Origin of the sequence: Tunturiibacter psychrotolerans (assembly GCF_051013365.1) — a bacterium.
Lineage (GTDB): Bacteria > Acidobacteriota > Terriglobia > Terriglobales > Acidobacteriaceae > Edaphobacter > Edaphobacter psychrotolerans_A.
In genome coordinates this window covers 852,728-868,667 of sequence record NZ_CP132941.1, presented here as the reverse complement: position 1 = coordinate 868,667, position 15,940 = coordinate 852,728, and the positions used below count along the sequence as shown (strand labels likewise).

The window sequence follows — 15,940 nt, the reverse complement described above, 5'->3', positions numbered from 1 at the left end:
TAAAGCAGCAGTAACCAGCAGCAAGGCGCAAAAAACGCCAGACACTGCATACGGAGACGTCAAATATGTTTCGCTCCAGCCCATTTGAACTGACCGGACCCATCGCCGACTTCGACGCCATCAAGATCCAGCTCGCCAGCCCCGAGAAGATCCGCAGCTGGTCGCACGGCGAGGTCACCAAGCCAGAAACCATCAACTACCGCACCTTCAAGCCCGAGCGCGACGGCCTCTTCTGCGCACGCATCTTCGGACCCATCACTGACTGGGAGTGCCTCTGCGGCAAGTACAAGCGCATGAAGCATCGCGGCGTCATCTGCGACAAGTGCGGCGTGGAAGTCACTCTCTCGAAGGTTCGCCGCGAACGCCTCGGTCACATCGAGCTTGCCAGCCCCTGCTCGCACGTCTGGTTCTTCAAGGGCTTGCCCTCGCGTATCGGTCACCTGCTCGACATCAGCCTGCGTGAGCTCGAGGCCGTTCTCTACTTCGAGTCCTACGTCGTCGTCGATCCAGGCGACGCCCCGGTGAAGGAGCGCGAAGTCATCAAGGACGAGACTCGCTTCCGCGAACTCGATCAGCAGTACCGCCCCTCCGGCTTCAAGGCCATGATGGGCGCCGAGGCCATCAAGGAACTCCTCAAGCGCGTCGAGATCGCCGAGCTCTCCATCGAGCTGCGCGAGCGTATGAAGACCGAAACCTCGCTGCAGAAGAAGCTGAAGTACTCCAAGCGTCTCAAGATCGTCGAGGCTTTTCGCAAGTCCGACAACCTGCCCCAGTGGATGATTCTCGACGTGATCCCCGTGATCCCGCCAGAGCTTCGTCCCCTCGTTCCGCTCGACGGCGGCCGCTTCGCCACATCCGACCTGAACGACCTGTATCGCCGCGTGATCAACCGTAACAACCGCCTCAAGAAGCTGATGGACCTGCACGCTCCTGAGGTCATCGTCCGCAACGAGAAGCGCATGCTGCAGGAGGCTGTCGATGCTCTGTTCGACAACGGCCGCCGTGGCCGCGTCCTTCGCGGCGCGAACAACCGTCCGCTGAAGTCGCTCTCCGACACCCTCAAGGGCAAGCAGGGCCGCTTCCGTCAGAACCTCCTCGGCAAGCGCGTCGACTACTCCGGCCGTTCGGTCATCGTCGTTGGTCCCGAGTTGAAGCTGCACCAGTGCGGTCTTCCCAAGAAGATGGCGCTCGAGCTCTTCAAGCCCTTCATCTATCACCGCCTCGAGCAGACCGGCCACTGCACCACCATCAAGCAGGCCAAAGAGATGGTCGAAATGCAGGAGCCCATCGTCTGGGACATCCTCGAAGAGGTCATCAAGGATCACCCGGTTCTTCTGAACCGCGCTCCGACGCTTCACCGTCTCGGCATCCAGGCCTTCGAGCCCGTGCTCGTTGAAGGTAAGGCGATCAAGATCCATCCGCTCGTCTGCACCGCCTTCAACGCGGACTTCGACGGCGACCAGATGGCCGTTCACATCCCGCTCTCGCCTGAGGCCCAGATCGAAGCCAGCGTACTCATGCTCGCTTCGCACAACATCCTCTCGCCCGCCAGCGGCCAGCCCATCACCGTCCCGACGCAGGACCTCGTCCTCGGCCTCTACTACCTCACCAAGGCGAAGGTTAATGCCAAAGGTGAAGGCCGCGTCTTCGCCAACATCGAAGAGGTCTTCATGGCCCTCGAAGCGAAGCAGGTCGAGACTCTCACCCCGATCCGTCTGCGCTACACCGGCCCTGTCCTCGACATGACCACCGCGTACGACGATCAGGACCTCACTCACACCGAGCCGGTCGAGTTCAACAAGCAGTACATCAACACGACCGTCGGCCGCGCCATCCTCAACGATGCGCTCCCCGAGGGCATGCCGTACGTCAACGGCCTGCTCAAGAAGAAGGGTATCGGCCAGCTCATCAACTACTGCTACCTGAACCTCGGCCTCGAAGTCACCGTCAAGACGCTCGACCGCGTCAAGGATCTCGGCTTCACCTATGCCACGCGCTCCGGCCTCTCGGTCGGGCTCGACGACATGGTCATCCCCGACTCCAAGTACACCGTCGTGGGCGATGCCGAAAAGCAGGTTCTCGCCATGCAGCAACAGTACCTCGACGGAGCCATCACCAACGGTGAGCGCTCCAACAAGGTCATCCAGATGTGGTCGGGAGTCACCGAGCGCGTCGCCGACGAGATGTTCAACAACATGAAGCGTGCCGACAAGGAAGGAGCCATGAATCCGATCTACATCATGGCCGACTCCGGTGCTCGTGGATCCAAACAGCAGATCCGCCAGCTCTCAGGCATGCGTGGTTTGATGGCCAAGCCCTCCGGCGAAATCATCGAAACCCCCATCACGGCGAACTTCCGCGAAGGTCTCACCGTGCTGCAATACTTCATCTCGACGCACGGCGCACGTAAGGGCCTCGCCGATACCGCACTCAAGACCGCCGACTCGGGTTATCTCACCCGCCGTCTGGTCGACGTTGCGCAGGATGTCATCATCTCGCACAACGACTGCGGCACCGTCGAAGGAATCTACGTCACCCCCATCATCGAAGCCGGCGAGACCATCGAGCCCCTTCGCGACCGCATCATCGGCCGCGTCTCGCTCGAGAAGCTCAAGGACTTCGAGGGCAAGACCATCGTCGACATCAACCAGGAGATCGACGAAGATCTCGCCAACGCCATTCAGGCCGCAGGTATCGAGCGCGTCAAGATTCGCTCGGTGCTCACCTGCGAATCCAAGCGTGGCGTCTGCATCCTCTGCTACGGCCGTAACCTCGGCTCCGGCAAGATGGTGGAGATGGGCGAAGCCGTCGGCGTCATCGCGGCGCAGTCCATCGGCGAGCCCGGTACTCAGCTCACCATGCGTACCTTCCACATCGGCGGTACGGCGAGCCGTGTATCCGACGCTTCTCACCTTGAAGCGAAGAATGCAGGTACGGTCCGCTTCATCAACCTCGTCACCGTTCGCAGCAAGGACGGCGGCCTGGTCGCCTTCAACCGCAACGGCTCTCTTGCCATCGTCGATGACAAGGGCCGCGAGAAGGAGCGTTACGCCGTCGTCTACGGCGCCAAGCTCAAGGTCGAAGAAGGCACACAGGTACAGCAGGGCACGCGTCTCGGCGAGTGGGATCCCTACACCTTCTCCCTCCTCACCGAGATCGCTGGAACCGTCCAGTTCAAGGACCTCCAGGAAGGCGTCACCCTCAACGAAGAAGTCGACGAAGTCACCGGCCTCAGCCGTCTCGTCGTTGCCGACTCCTCCGATGAGAAGCGTCAGCCCGCCATCATCATCAAGTCCGCTCAGGGCAACAAGCGTTACCTCATGCCTTCACGCGCTCACCTCATGGTGGCCGACGGCGACGAGATCTTCCCCGGCGATATCCTTGCCAAGATCCCACGCGAAACAACGCGTACCAAGGACATCACCGGTGGTCTCCCACGCGTCGTCGAACTCTTCGAGGCCCGCAAGCCACGCGACCCGGCAATCATCAGCAAGATCGATGGTGTCGTTCGCTTCGGTGAAGTCTCCAAGGGTCAGCGTAAGGTCTACGTCACAGCGGACAACGGTCAGGAAGAGGAGTACAGCGTTCCCCGCGGTACGTACGTCAACGTGCAGGAAGGCGAACGCCTCCGTGCCGGTGATGCACTCATCGACGGTCCTCGCAACCCGCACGACATTCTGGAAGTTCTCGGCGAGCGCGCACTGCAGCAGTACCTCGTCAACGAAATCCAGGAAGTCTACCGGCTCCAGGGCGTTACCATCTCCGACAAGCACATCGAAACCATCGTTCGTCAGATGCTTCGCTGGGTCAAGATCGAAGAAGTCGGTGACACCAGCTTCCTCGTCGATCAGCAGACCGACCGCTTCCGCTTCAACGCCGAGAACCAGCGCGTGTTGATGTCCGGCGGCAAGCCTGCCATCGGCCGTTCGCTCCTGCTCGGCATCACCAAGGCGTCGCTCTCGACCGACAGCTTCATCTCGGCCGCCAGCTTCCAGGAGACCACTCGCGTACTCACTGAAGCCAGCATCAACGGCTCCATCGACACGCTCCGTGGCCTCAAGGAAAACGTCATCGTAGGCCGCCTCATCCCCGCCGGAACCGGCATGGAGTACTACCGCAACGTCCAGCTCTCCCCAGAGCTCGAAGAAGCGGCAGCCCAGGTCCAGCAGGAAGTGGCATCCGCCATCGAAGCCGAAGAGCGCGAACTAGAGCAGATGCGCATGGAAGGCGAACAAGAAGAACTAGCCGCCGAGTAAGTACTTCGTACCGTCCTCGACGCTTCGCGTGAAACCTTAAACTACGGCAACAAAGACGGGCGGACTCGAAAGAGTCCGCCCGTCTTTCATGCTCTAGCAGAGTTCCAATGCTGACTGATTAAACATGATGGGGACGGAATGGGCGCTGCTATTCTGTTGTCACCTTAAACCTATGGCCACACTCACATACGAAAAGTCGCTCTACTTCGAAAAGTCGGTCGAAATCAGTGCAGAGAGCATGGCAGTTTTCTTAGAAGCATTAGCAAAGCTAAATCTAAATCTTGAGTTGGTGAATGGGACGTTCGAGTTGGGGGACGGAGTGTCCCACAATTTCCATGGGATGGACGACCTTAACTCTTTGCCTCACGAAATGTATAGCAAATGTACGCAGCTAACACTTTGGGTCGATTCAGATGTGATCGAGTCATGTACGACTTTTTAAAAGAGCAGAAGCAGTTGGAGAGAAATATCTTCTACCTTCTTCGTTTTCGTACGTTCGAGTGAGATCCAAGGAAGAGATCCATCAAATTTTGTTTAGGGGGGTCATCGATCTATTTGCCAAACGTTTTGCGGTAAGCGGATCGCCCCGAGAGGGCATGTTCATCGCTCGAGGTAACGACAATATCACTGGACACGAAAGCCAATCGACACCCCGACAGCTCTCAGCATCTGCATCACCGATACATCTTTCATTGTTGCAATGGTTGAGGAAACATTGGAAGATTAGCAGCGCTGTCACAGTGGCAACGCTCTTAATGACGTACCTTAGTGTCCGGAATGGCACTCGACAAGCGAACGTAGGGGAATCACAACTCGAGTTAGAACGACAGGCTCAATTTACAGTTCAGAAACTGACGAATCGAGAAAATCAGAACGATCTGAGGTTAAAAGACTGGCGTCTTACGAACCTAGGCAGAGGTACCGCAACTAACGTTTCGGTCTTCTGTGGTTCACTGACTGAGCATGGCCCAAAGGGCGATTTGGGGACCATCGGCCCAAACGTTCCACGAGATATTCACTTTTCGATTGATATTGATGAACACAATTTGAACCACCAAGAAGATACTCTTTGCAATTACTCGTTTTACATAACCTATAACGACGGTATTGGACCGCACATCGTTACATTTGACAGTGCTGGAAATGCGAAAGCCGCGAACTAGCCGCGTCATCCTTGGGCCCAATTTGAACTGCTGGGTGGCGCACCTTTAGTTTCATCATTTCAACCAATCACAAATGATCGGGTGCTCTATCCTTCGCGCACTTTGCCGGGTGCCCCATTCATGCGGTCTCATCGCATGAGTGGGCATTCGCGCTACGCGCGAACCGTCTTAAACATTCGTTTGGACAGGTACAGCGATCGACTACCGATACAACTTCAGAGCTTGTGGGAGCGTTTGTGGAGATGATATACGAGGCCTGCATCCAAGAACGCGGAACCAACACCTTGATTTGAAGCACCCGCGACCGCTCCTAATTCGACGGCCCGAAGATCGAAGGAGTCACTCAGGCGAATATCAAGACCGCCTGCGAACTCCACGCCACCGCTGGTAAATCGAGTGAGGTGTTGGGACAAGCCTTGAGTTGCAGGCCCGGTAATCTCGTTAATATTGAAGGTCGACGTAACGACTCCGCCCCCAAGCTGGAAATAAGGCCGAAGCACGACGCGTTCCGGCACGAACCCGATTCGAAGAGCAGCAGCCGCCAAGGCTCCTCCACGAGAGCCAACACCGAAGGAGCCGCGGACATCCACTCCCGCGGTCAGGCGACTCTGTATTGGGAAGTTGTAGAATACTCCGCCGACGAACCCAGCCGTGTCACTCTTCGCTGCGGAGGTGTTGTTATTTTCGAAGTCGTAATTGACGAGCGCGACCGATCCGTAGATTGATGTTTGCGCAATGGCATTCTGTTTCGGAACCAGGAGAAGCAGCAAAGAGAGCAATGTAGTGAAGCGAAAGAGGGTCACCAGGTTCCTTATTTCGGGGTATTGGGTTCAACATGACTCGCTAGTTGCAAGTGGAGTCTATCCATCAATCTCAATAGTCGAAATGACCTGATCGTGGGAGGGCGAGTAGCCCACACTTAGTCTTACTGTTTCGCCTCCATCCTTCGTGCCCTTTGCGAAGGGTGGGATGTAAATCGTCCGAACCAGAGCGTCTAGAATGGTCCCGCGCTTTCCCAAAACGGGAAAGCCCAAAAATAAATCTAAAAAAGTGGCGTATTTTTCGTAGCCGATTTGACGTCGTTTTCTGACCATCTTTCACCAGCATTCCACCACGATTCCACCATCAAAAAACCACGTTCTGCACCACGTTTTTCGCGAAACCCCCCGCAAAACACGAACTCCACCACGCCAGAAAAAAAAGGAAAAACTTACTCGCCCAACAGCGGAGAGTCGGGTGGCCCATACATAGGTTTTCGCATGAGGGGACACTCGCGCGAAGCGAGAATCGGTTATGAAGCTCTACGCGCACCTCGCATGCGACTGCGGCCGATTTGAAAAAGACCGACGAGGCCGGTACCAAGCAGAATAAAGCTTGAGGGCTCAGGTGTGGTCGCATCTCCCGTCACCACGTAGTCGAGCGAGTTGACTCCATTGACCACCGCAAAGGGATCTCCGCCGCCGAGATTATCGCGAACGCCGCTACCCCCGTCGCAGCTCATTGTCGTAAAGGTAGGCACCGCCCCGGTTCCGGCGACTAGGGGAATATTCTGGCAGGTCCCGTCGATTTCGAAAACGTACTGGAAATTTGGTTCAAAGTTGGTGAACGCTAGCGAGCCGCCAAAGAAATCTACTGTGTCGAAGCTGGGCCCCCCATCTGGAAAGTCGGGCGCCTGTATGAGTGGGTACAGAAAATCACCGTAGTAATACGGTTGGAGATAGAAGAACACCTGGTTGGGATCGAACGAGAAAGTGGTCGAGCCCGTGTCGTCGCCGTTGTGGTAGTTGTAGTTGATCGTGACCGTCACAAGAGGATCGGCCTGGGCCGCCACGCAACCGCCAAAGAGCACTAGACACAGAAGACAAAGGTATCGACGCATGAACGCCTCCTCAATCCCTCGAGAGGACAAATGTTAGACCAACCCCGCTCCCTGTGCAAGTGGAAAGAATTTGCATGTTTCTGATAAATAGCTGGTTACAGCCTCGCAATGCCATGTAGCAGAGACATCTACGAACGGGATAGCTCCCATGCGTTGGCACGGGTCTTGCGCGTATCCGGTGAGGGGGGCTTCTGCCCTGGCGCGGACCATCTTTCACTTCTATACTGGCGGCTCACTCCCAGGAGCCATCATGTTCAAAACCATTGGCCTCATCATTGTTCTGGCTGTCGCTGCAGTTCTTCTTCTCGCGTCCACCAAGCCGAGCACCTTCCGAGTCGAGCGCTCCACCACCATCGCCGCTCCGCCCGAGAAGATCGCCGCCCTCATCAACGACTTTCACCAATGGAACACCTGGTCGCCCTGGGCGCACCTCGATCCCATTATGAAGACCACTTACTCAGGCCCACCCAGTGGCGTCGGCTCCGTCTACGAATGGGAAGGGAACAGCAAAGTAGGCAAGGGCCGCATGGAGATTCTCGCCACCGAACCCACAAAGACCACCATCGAACTCGACTTCCTCAAACCCTTTGAGAGCCAAAATACCGCCGATTTCGTGCTTGAACCGCAAGGCTCCGGCACGCGCGTCAATTGGATCATGAACGGCCCGATTAGATTCTTTCCAGGCAAAGTGATGAGCGTCTTCACCTCCATGGACAAGGTGATCGGCCCCGACTTCGACAAAGGCTTAGCTAACCTGAAATCCGCTGCCGAACACTAGGGTGAATGCCCCGAAGCTTAATGCCGCGCTTCACCTGTCAGCTGAAGCTCCAACTTCCCGCTCTTGGACATAGGTTCTCGCACCGCTTACGTCTCGCACTTCGTTCTTCTGTCCCGTTGAGCGCAACTGATTTGGCACAGCAAGCGAGATGCGGAGGCCAGGCGATGCATTCATGGCACTGATGACCCCATGATGCGATTCAATCGCTCGTCTCGCAATGCACAGCCCCAGACCCAGGTTGGTTTGTGACGCCGAGCGGGCAGGCTCCACCTGAAAGAACGGATCAAAGATTCGATCGAGTAGATCCTTCGGCACGCCTGGTCCGAAGTCGCGCACCGAGATAGTGGACCACTCTGCGCTTTGCTTGAGAACAACTTCGATCGTCGCGCCGTGTGGCGAATAGCGGACGGCGTTCCGTAGAACATTGTCGATGGCTCGTTTCAGATCCTCTGGGCGACCGAGAATAAGCTCTGGCGCCGAGCCGGTGCACGCAATCGAGCACTGCTTTGCCGTCGACTCCAACCTGCAATCGTGAACCGATTCGGCAACCATCGTCTCCAGATCCATCAGCGTGTTCTGCCTGTCGTCCTCGCCTCCGCCCAGCGGACTGATGCTAAGCGCAGTCAACTCCGAGACGAGGAAGCCGAGACGATCCAGATCCCGCTTCACCTCGTCCAGGGCCTCTTGTTGATCTTCCGCAGTCCGGGCCAACTTCGTGGAAAAGCTCAGTCTGGCTAGTGGAGCGCGTAGTTCGTGAGAGAGGTCCTGCAACAGCTGCCGCTCCCTTTTGAACGCACCCTCAATGCGATCCGCCATCGAGTCATACGAGCGAGCCAAGATACCGATCTCGTCCTTGCGTGTTGCTCGTATCCGCACTCCCATATTGCCGACGCCGAAACTCCCGACAATCGCCGCCGTCCGACGTAAGGGAAGTACGATATAGCCGGTGCAAAGCGCACCCAGGCTAAGCACGATGCCTATGATGAGCAGATAGAACGAAACGAAGGATACAGGTCTCGATTGGATTGGCTTGGTGGCAATGAACCAGTAGGCTCCGTCGTCGGATTGCTGTTCGATATCAAAGACGCCATGATGTTCGCCACGCGCATGTGTCAGCGGCGCGGGCGGAAGTAAGTCGAAGTGGCTGACGCCATTTTCAACATCTCTTCCAGAGCGATCGAGCAGAAGGTGTGTGCCCCCGAAGTCGGCATCAAGCCGGGCAAGATACGTCCGCAAAGCGGGAAGCCCGCCGTTTTCGAGCGCCGAACGCGCGTCCTGCAACTCGATGCGGTCCATGGTATGAAAGACAGGCTCGATGCTGACCCGGTCCATCTTGTCGAAGAAGCCGTGTGCAAGCAGTAAACAAATAACCAGAACGAAGAGGCAGCCAATGCTAACCGCAGTGGAGAGCGAGCGCATCATCGTACGTACTCTTCGGTGGTAGCGGGTCGCATGGCTGCGGGATCTCCGGTGGCCAGCAGGTATCCAACTCCGCGCACCGTCTGAATTCCTGCTCCGGCCCGTCCAAGCTTGGCGCGTAAGTGGCTGATGTGTACGTCCAGGCTTCGATCGAAGAAACTGGGTTTGCGCTCCTGTATCGCTATCGTCAGGGCATCGCGCTTCACCACGCGGCCGCCAGCCCGGCTCAACATAAGGAGCAGGTCGAACTCAACGGTTGTGAGGTCGACCTCTACATTGGCGCTCAGCACCTGGCGGCTTGATTCAGAGATGCGGATGGCTCCAAAGCTCTGCCAGCCAGCCTCTTGTTTAGGAGTCTGGGAACGTCGAAGGACAGCGCGAATTCTGGCAACGAGCTCTTCGGGCTCGAAGGGCTTGCAGAGGTAATCATCCGCTCCTTTGTCGAAGCCATTGAGCCGATCGGCTGACAGGCTTCTGGAGGTCAGCATGATCGTGGGAATGCTGCTGGTGCGGCGCGTTTGACGCAGGACCTCGAACCCATCGAGAAGCGGGAGGGTGACATCAAGCAACATCAGGTCGTAGGCACCCGATAGCGCCTGTGCCACGCCATCCCGCCCATCGACGCTACAGGTCAGTTGGTATCCGGCGCGGTTGAGATAGAGCCGCATCAAACGGCAGAGCTCAACGTCATCGTCAACAAGAAGTAAAGACGGCCGCGACTCAGAGGATGAGGACGAGCCTACGGCTGAGCTCATCATGCGCGAATCCCCCGCGCCGCCGCGGCTTCGTCCTCTCTGAATCGACTTGTCATAACGTCACTACTGAGCAGAGTTCGTGTTGGAGCTCTGCTTAGAATCTGAATCTACAATTGTGATGCTTGTCGACTGTACTTTCAAGCCTCGAAGCACAGACTTATCTCCCTCGTGATCGACGGAGAGAGCAAGCGGACCAGCCGGGGCCGCTGCGGTGGTCATCGGCACCGAGAAGTTAGTTTTATTTCCAGTGATGAGCAACTCATTCGAGCCGTCCGCCCACTTGACCGAGTAGTCGCCCGGAACCAGCAGGTGGCTACCCACATAGACCTTGTCATACAGCGTGATGCTGGTGGAGTGCTTTCCAGCGGCATACGAGACGCTCGCGAATGAACCCATGGCCAGGATTGTGATCAATAGCTTTTTCATGTTTCCCCCTCTTTGCTCCAGCTAGCTGGCAGCTAAGTTGATTGAAGCATCGGTGGTCGCCCGCGAATCATAAGAAGTCTTAATTTGGGTCCAGGGCGATCGGCCCCGACTTCGACAAAGGCTTGACAACGAACATCAAACCAACAATCCTTCTATCGCAGTCAAGGAGCCAATATGAGCGACAGCCCCAAAAATCCAGGCCTTGATGGACGTGCCCGCGACAAAGACGGGCAGACCGATCACAAGCATCCCACCACGAAGATCAAACACCTGCGTGAACACTACGGAAAACACTTCGCCCCTGATTGGGACGGCGAGCGCACCCTCGGCGAACTCCTCAAGGAGTCCAAGTTCGAATCCCTCTCGCAGTACGTCAAGCATCACGGACACCATCCCGTGAGCTGAAGCTTTCTAAAGCGAGACCGAAACCGGAGCCGCAGTCGATGTTCGAATCCGCATCGGCTGCCGCTTCCAATACGTCAGCGAACGCCACACCCACTCCATCGGCCCAAACTCAAAGTACCGCAGCCAGATCGAACTGAACGCCATGTTGAAGATCCACATTCCCAGTACGGCATAGTAGATCTTGTAGTACTCCACATAGCCATACCAGTGCCACGATCCCCACACGAAGATCGTCTTCATCGTGAGACTTGTCAGCAAATAATTCGACAGCGCCATCTGTCCCACTGCGGCAACCCGCGCCAGCAGCCACCGAAATACTCCTGCCTTGATCAGAATCAAGAGCAGCGCAGCATTCCCCAGCGCGCCCGCAATTCTTCCAATGTCATAGGGAGCCTGCATCCAGATATACGTGTTGAACATATCGAAGTGGCCCGCCCACGCCTTCCAGGCCCCAATGCCAGGAACCAGCCAGCCGATCGGGAGCCCAATTACCGCGACCCACGCATATGTCTTCATACTCAGCCGGCCCGGCAGAAATCCATTTTTGAACAGTGCCATGCCCAGCAGCATCAACCCCACCCAGTCGCCAAACCCGAAGTAAGCCCCTTTCAGTTCGCCCAGCAAAACGTTCTGAGCTACATGCCCTTGCGCCGACCAGTAGCCCTTCTGCATGGGTGCGATGTCTTCAAACTTTTTCTTGTCCGGTGCACGCCAACGTTCTTGGGTATTCTTCCACTTCTTCAGATCGCTGATCTCATCCTCTGTCAGTGTCTGGTGTTGCGCCAGCTTTGCATTTGCCTTTTCTGCGGCCTTCTTCGCGCTATAAGCGCTGCCGTACTGACCGCCCATCATCAGGATCGAGTTGAGAAACAGAATGACTCCCGCAGTCCACATCAGTCGCTTCACGCGAACATTGCGGAACGGAAACAGAAACAGCAGCGCCGCCACGCCATAGTAGAAGAGTATGTCGCCGTCCCAGATCAGGTATCCGTGCAACATCCCGATCAGCACCAGCCACATATTGCGCCGCGTGAAGATGTCCGCCGCTTTGATACCCGCCCCGCGCGACAGCGCTCGCTCCGTCAGCAGAATTACGCCCGCCCCGAACAGCATGGAAAACAGCGCTCGCATCTTGCCCTCGGCAAAGATCCAGCGCAGAAACCACATTGTCGTATTGATCTTCCAGTGCGGCCCACTGAACACCGGCTTCACCGTGCTCAGCGGATACATGTAGTTCGCATATCCATACGCAAAATCGGTGATGTTCATCACCAGGATGCCCATCAGGGAGAATCCCCGCAACACATCCATGCTGCTGATTCGCTCACCACGAGCGACGGGCCTCGTTGCGCTTAGCTCCTCATGCGGCGGTCCAGCTAGTTCTTCTGGAGCCCCCGGCGTCACCATCCCCTCATCGACACCACCCAACCCAGCAACACTCGCCATCACTCCTCCAGGAGCACTCTCAAGTCTCTAGGCCTAGTCTCGCGCGCGACAACTCATTCACCTTATATTCCCCCGCAGTATCCCATCCGGTCTGCCGCCAATCAAGCGAAATCGCCTGATACTGCGCATCATTCATGGGTTTTAAGCAAGGTCGTTCTCGAGAAACCTCTTGCCAAGCCTCGGCCGCTGAATCAATCTCTAGCCTGCACATACGTTTGTCGCGCATCTTGGGTTCCCACAATTTCACTCCATCGATTTATGCGTTTCAACTAGAGCACATCATCAAAAAGTGGCTTTCTGTCGCCATCCGCTTGCAGAACCCACCAGAAATCGCGCTAGACGCATCAGAAACAAATCGCACTCTCGTGCATTCTGCATCCAACCAGCCATGGCATCCTCCCCAGTCCCGCCACCCGACAAAAGACCAGCCTTCTGCAGTCCAGTCCTGCTCATCGTCATCACCTGCATCATCATCGCTTCGATTGCGCTCTTCATCGTCCTCCGCCCGAATCCCAGCGGAAAAGGCCAACAGAGCCCCACTGCGACTCCCGCAGCCTCGCGATGACAACCAGTTCGAACCGAAAAAAAAAGACAGACTCGAGTGAGCCTGTCTTTTCTATTTCAACCCAACATTTAAATACTCTTGAGGGAAGGGCTGTCGCTAAAACGACAAACTACCGAGAGGCCTTCAAAATCACTGCCAGATTCACCGGAACTGCAGTGGGCTGGTCATCCAGAGTGCCCGGAGTGAAGCGATACTGGCTGACTGCGTTCAGAACATTGCGGTCCATCACGGGGTTTACCGATTGAACGATCTTCAGATCGGTCGGCTTGCCGCTCGGGTCGACCGTCATCGAAACAACTGCGGTTCTTTCAAACGAGGTCGCTGGAGCAAAGTCAGAGTCTGATTCAACTCCGACGGTATAGATCAACTTAGGAGCATTGACTCCGGTGGAGACGCGGATAGAAGACGTTGTGCCAGCGGTATCTGAACCGGTCAACGCTGGGGCAACCAGCTCAGAGCGCAGGGTGTTGGCGGCAGTGGTCTGGGTTTTTGCAGGCGAATTTGCCTGAGCGTGAAGCAACATGGGGGACAGGGCGAGGGTGGCCACAATGATTCGACGCATATTATCAATTCCTAGGGCAAGTGTTCCCATCACCACAATAAACCTAGACGAATACGAATGTCAATGAAAATGTAATAACAATAATTTACCTTTTAGAATGAATAAATTACTCCGAGATCATTCGCTTCAACTTCGAAAAATCAAGACACCGCCATCATTACTAATTCGCTTTTTGTTCTCTTTCAGTTCAGGCAAAGCGAACCATTCAAACCCTTTCAGCAGCATCATTGGAATCGTCGCCGCGACCGAGATAGAGGAATGCAAACTTTGCCTGAAAAAAAGGCTGTCAACCCCCAACGACGTCAAAATCCGCGCCCTGCAAGACTTTTCGCGTGGCGTATGAGTTATGCCCAAACCTGTAAAATTGAATTAGTTCTGAGGACAAAGTCCTAAATCGGGGCGTCTCTGTGACCCCAAGTCGTAACTCCAATGGAATGAATATTTTGCGTTTAAACCTTTTGCTATGAATACTTTAGAGAGGGGCTAAACTGTAAGTAGCTGATAAGGAAATACTTGACAGCACAACCCCGGGGGGGCACCCCCATCCGGTTGTCCGGCATCCTCACCGGCCAGCCTCTGTCAATGTGGCCCAAAAGTGATCCAACGCTGCTAACATCCAATTCAATGAAAGTTCTGGTCATAGACATAGGGGGCACCAACATCAAGGTTGCCTCGACCGACATGCGTGTCCCCGTCAAGATTCCCTCCGGTCCCACCATGACCGCGGAAGAGATGACCAAGGACGTGCTCGCCGCCACCGCGGGCTGGACCTACGACTGTATCTCCATCGGGTACCCAGGTCCGGTCGTCCACCATCGTCCCATCGCCGAGCCCCATAACCTGGGAGCAGGCTGGATCGATTTTCCTTACGAAAAGGCCTTCGGTAAGCCGCTCCGCTTCATCAACGATGCCGCCATGCAAGCTCTGGGCGGATACAAGGGCGGCCGCATGCTCTTCCTCGGTACCGGCACCGGCCTGGGCTCGGCGATGATCTTCGACGGCATCGTCATCCCCCTCGAACTCGCTCATCTGCCCTACAAAAAAGGCCTAACCTACGAACAGTACATCGGTGTCGCTGGCCTCGAACGTCGGGGTGTTAAGCGTTGGAGAAAGTCCGTCCTGGACATCATCACCCGCCTTCAGGCCGGCATGGTCTGCGAGACCGTGCTCCTGGGCGGCGGCAACGCCAAGCTGATGAAGGACCTGCCGAACCACGTGATCCTCGGCGCAAACAGTAACGCAATCGACGGCGGCATCAAGCTCTGGCAGGACGTCGATCCCGAACTGGCAAATCACGTCCCCGCCAAGCAAAGTTCGGCCAAGCGAACACAAAAGACCTGACCAGACGGGAGCATCCACGACGGTTCGGCAAGCGATGAATTCGGTCTCAGCGAGACTGAGTCATCGCCTCGCCAAACGATCTCGCGTTAACGTCAATCGCGGCTTCCGTTACATTCTGAAACAATCCTCACAGGAGAGACACCATGGCGAACAGATACGGTGAAGCCGCTCTCATTGCGGCCCGCATGGAGACATACGGCAAGGCCATCACTCCTGCAGCTCGCTGGGAGCAGGCGACCGCCAAACTCTATCCCTCCAGCCCCTCAGCCCAGCGAAAGGGGGGACCCCGCTTCGCCTTCCTTAGCCTCTGCGAAGCCGGCCTGATCAAAGGCATCCCAGCCGGCCAGTACGCCCCCTCCAACAAAGGCAAGGCCTACACTCTTCGCGCCGTGTCGCTTCTCAACGCCGGAACCCACAAGACGGTCAACGCCCTCTGGGCCGAGGTCACCGACGGCGAAGACATTGCGCACAACAGCCAAATGGATGTCGTACTAGCCCTATGGAAGAATGACCTGATCGTCCGCAGCGCCTGAACCCTCCACCCCGATTCCACCAAACGAAATCTCGGAGTCTTGCAGGATCAACCTCTTGCATCGGCCGAAAGTAGTAGTATTCTTCTCCCATCAATCGAGATGTCTCCGGTCGCCCCGGAAAACAACGTGGAGGAACCGCTTATGATGCATCTGATTTGGACGGCTCTCATCGGTCTGATCGTCGGCGCGCTCGCCAAGCTCATCATGCCAGGCAAAGAGCCCGGCGGCATCTTCATCACCATGCTGATTGGTATAGCCGGCTCCTTCCTTGGAACCTTCCTCGGACGCGCGATTGGACACTACGAGCCTGATCAATCGGCTGGTTTTCTAATGTCTCTGGTGGGAGCCCTTATCCTGCTAGGCATCTATCATCTGATCAGGCGCAGCCGGGTGACTACCTAGCGATGACAGC

General features: G+C 56.3%; 14 protein-coding genes. 7 read left to right on the top strand and 7 right to left on the bottom strand.

Going from position 1 to position 15,940, the window contains the following annotated elements; translation table 11 throughout:
• Window positions 1-65 precede the first annotated feature (65 nt).
• Window positions 66-4,256 (top strand): DNA-directed RNA polymerase subunit beta', encoded by a 4,191-nt coding sequence (gene rpoC, locus RBB76_RS03395; protein ID WP_429628820.1) that lies wholly within the window; start codon window positions 66-68, stop codon window positions 4,254-4,256.
• Between the two features lie 1,378 nt (window positions 4,257-5,634).
• Here rpoC and RBB76_RS03390 read toward each other — a convergent pair.
• Window positions 5,635-6,222, bottom strand: a complete 588-nt coding sequence (locus RBB76_RS03390; protein WP_429628821.1) for a hypothetical protein — start codon at window positions 6,220-6,222, stop codon at window positions 5,635-5,637.
• Window positions 6,223-6,710: 488 nt separating this feature from the next.
• Window positions 6,711-7,298: a PEP-CTERM sorting domain-containing protein gene (locus RBB76_RS03385; RefSeq protein WP_429628822.1), complete on the bottom strand. Its 588-nt coding sequence runs from the start codon at window positions 7,296-7,298 to the stop codon at window positions 6,711-6,713.
• Between the two features lie 250 nt (window positions 7,299-7,548).
• On the opposite strand from RBB76_RS03385, the gene RBB76_RS03380 reads away from it, so the two are divergent.
• Window positions 7,549-8,076, top strand: a complete 528-nt coding sequence (locus RBB76_RS03380) for an SRPBCC family protein (RefSeq protein WP_429628823.1) — start codon at window positions 7,549-7,551, stop codon at window positions 8,074-8,076.
• Window positions 8,077-8,106: 30 nt separating this feature from the next.
• On the opposite strand, the gene RBB76_RS03375 is transcribed toward RBB76_RS03380, so the two are convergent.
• From RBB76_RS03375 to RBB76_RS03365, 3 genes are all read right to left on the bottom strand, one after another.
• Window positions 8,107-9,498 (bottom strand): sensor histidine kinase, encoded by a 1,392-nt coding sequence (locus RBB76_RS03375; protein ID WP_429628824.1) that lies wholly within the window; start codon window positions 9,496-9,498, stop codon window positions 8,107-8,109.
• On the bottom strand, window positions 9,495-10,250 hold the full coding sequence (locus RBB76_RS03370; RefSeq protein WP_433963556.1) for a response regulator transcription factor: 756 nt from the start codon (window positions 10,248-10,250) through the stop codon (window positions 9,495-9,497). The genes RBB76_RS03375 and RBB76_RS03370 overlap by 4 nt, the downstream gene beginning before the upstream one ends.
• Before the next feature lie 63 nt (window positions 10,251-10,313).
• Window positions 10,314-10,676, bottom strand: a complete 363-nt coding sequence (locus RBB76_RS03365) for a hypothetical protein (RefSeq protein WP_429628827.1) — start codon at window positions 10,674-10,676, stop codon at window positions 10,314-10,316.
• A gap of 174 nt (window positions 10,677-10,850) precedes the next feature.
• On the opposite strand from RBB76_RS03365, the gene RBB76_RS03360 reads away from it, so the two are divergent.
• Window positions 10,851-11,081 carry a hypothetical protein gene (locus tag RBB76_RS03360; protein WP_429628828.1) on the top strand — a complete coding sequence of 77 codons (231 nt, stop codon included), beginning with the start codon at window positions 10,851-10,853 and terminating at the stop codon, window positions 11,079-11,081.
• A gap of 6 nt (window positions 11,082-11,087) precedes the next feature.
• Here the strand turns inward: RBB76_RS03360 and RBB76_RS03355 are convergent, their stop codons facing one another.
• Window positions 11,088-12,527: a DUF418 domain-containing protein gene (locus tag RBB76_RS03355; RefSeq protein ID WP_429628829.1), complete on the bottom strand. Its 1,440-nt coding sequence runs from the start codon at window positions 12,525-12,527 to the stop codon at window positions 11,088-11,090.
• 388 nt (window positions 12,528-12,915) lie between these two features.
• Between RBB76_RS03355 and RBB76_RS03350 the strand changes: the two genes are divergently transcribed.
• A complete protein-coding gene (locus tag RBB76_RS03350) occupies window positions 12,916-13,092 on the top strand; it encodes a hypothetical protein (RefSeq protein ID WP_433963516.1) in 177 nt (58 codons plus the stop codon).
• A gap of 109 nt (window positions 13,093-13,201) precedes the next feature.
• On the opposite strand, the gene RBB76_RS03345 is transcribed toward RBB76_RS03350, so the two are convergent.
• Complete coding sequence (locus tag RBB76_RS03345; protein ID WP_429628831.1) at window positions 13,202-13,654, bottom strand: TonB family protein; 453 nt, start codon at window positions 13,652-13,654, stop codon at window positions 13,202-13,204.
• Between the two features lie 513 nt (window positions 13,655-14,167).
• Here RBB76_RS03345 and RBB76_RS03340 point away from each other — a divergent pair.
• The 3 genes from RBB76_RS03340 to RBB76_RS03330 all read left to right on the top strand — a co-directional run bounded on the left by RBB76_RS03340 (window position 14,168) and on the right by RBB76_RS03330 (window position 15,930).
• A complete protein-coding gene (locus RBB76_RS03340) occupies window positions 14,168-14,995 on the top strand; it encodes an ROK family protein (RefSeq protein ID WP_429628832.1) in 828 nt (275 codons plus the stop codon).
• Between the two features lie 143 nt (window positions 14,996-15,138).
• On the top strand, window positions 15,139-15,528 hold the full coding sequence (locus RBB76_RS03335) for a DUF6979 family protein (RefSeq protein WP_429628833.1): 390 nt from the start codon (window positions 15,139-15,141) through the stop codon (window positions 15,526-15,528).
• 141 nt (window positions 15,529-15,669) lie between these two features.
• A complete protein-coding gene (locus RBB76_RS03330) occupies window positions 15,670-15,930 on the top strand; it encodes a GlsB/YeaQ/YmgE family stress response membrane protein (RefSeq protein WP_429628834.1) in 261 nt (86 codons plus the stop codon).
• Window positions 15,931-15,940: the final 10 nt, after the last annotated feature.

What these genes read in the sequence shown, in the direction of transcription:
- rpoC (WP_429628820.1), top strand. Translation starts at nt 66, where the DNA reads ATGTTTCGCTCCAGCCCATTTGAACTGACCGGACCCATCGCCGACTTC.
- RBB76_RS03385 (WP_429628822.1), bottom strand. Translation starts at nt 7,298, where the DNA reads ATGCGTCGATACCTTTGTCTTCTGTGTCTAGTGCTCTTTGGCGGTTGC.
- RBB76_RS03380 (WP_429628823.1), top strand. Translation starts at nt 7,549, where the DNA reads ATGTTCAAAACCATTGGCCTCATCATTGTTCTGGCTGTCGCTGCAGTT.
- RBB76_RS03375 (WP_429628824.1), bottom strand. Translation starts at nt 9,498, where the DNA reads ATGATGCGCTCGCTCTCCACTGCGGTTAGCATTGGCTGCCTCTTCGTT.
- RBB76_RS03370 (WP_433963556.1), bottom strand. Translation starts at nt 10,250, where the DNA reads ATGAGCTCAGCCGTAGGCTCGTCCTCATCCTCTGAGTCGCGGCCGTCT.
- RBB76_RS03365 (WP_429628827.1), bottom strand. Translation starts at nt 10,676, where the DNA reads ATGAAAAAGCTATTGATCACAATCCTGGCCATGGGTTCATTCGCGAGC.
- RBB76_RS03360 (WP_429628828.1), top strand. Translation starts at nt 10,851, where the DNA reads ATGAGCGACAGCCCCAAAAATCCAGGCCTTGATGGACGTGCCCGCGAC.
- RBB76_RS03355 (WP_429628829.1), bottom strand. Translation starts at nt 12,527, where the DNA reads ATGGCGAGTGTTGCTGGGTTGGGTGGTGTCGATGAGGGGATGGTGACG.
- RBB76_RS03350 (WP_433963516.1), top strand. Translation starts at nt 12,916, where the DNA reads ATGGCATCCTCCCCAGTCCCGCCACCCGACAAAAGACCAGCCTTCTGC.
- RBB76_RS03345 (WP_429628831.1), bottom strand. Translation starts at nt 13,654, where the DNA reads ATGCGTCGAATCATTGTGGCCACCCTCGCCCTGTCCCCCATGTTGCTT.
- RBB76_RS03335 (WP_429628833.1), top strand. Translation starts at nt 15,139, where the DNA reads ATGGCGAACAGATACGGTGAAGCCGCTCTCATTGCGGCCCGCATGGAG.
- RBB76_RS03330 (WP_429628834.1), top strand. Translation starts at nt 15,670, where the DNA reads ATGATGCATCTGATTTGGACGGCTCTCATCGGTCTGATCGTCGGCGCG.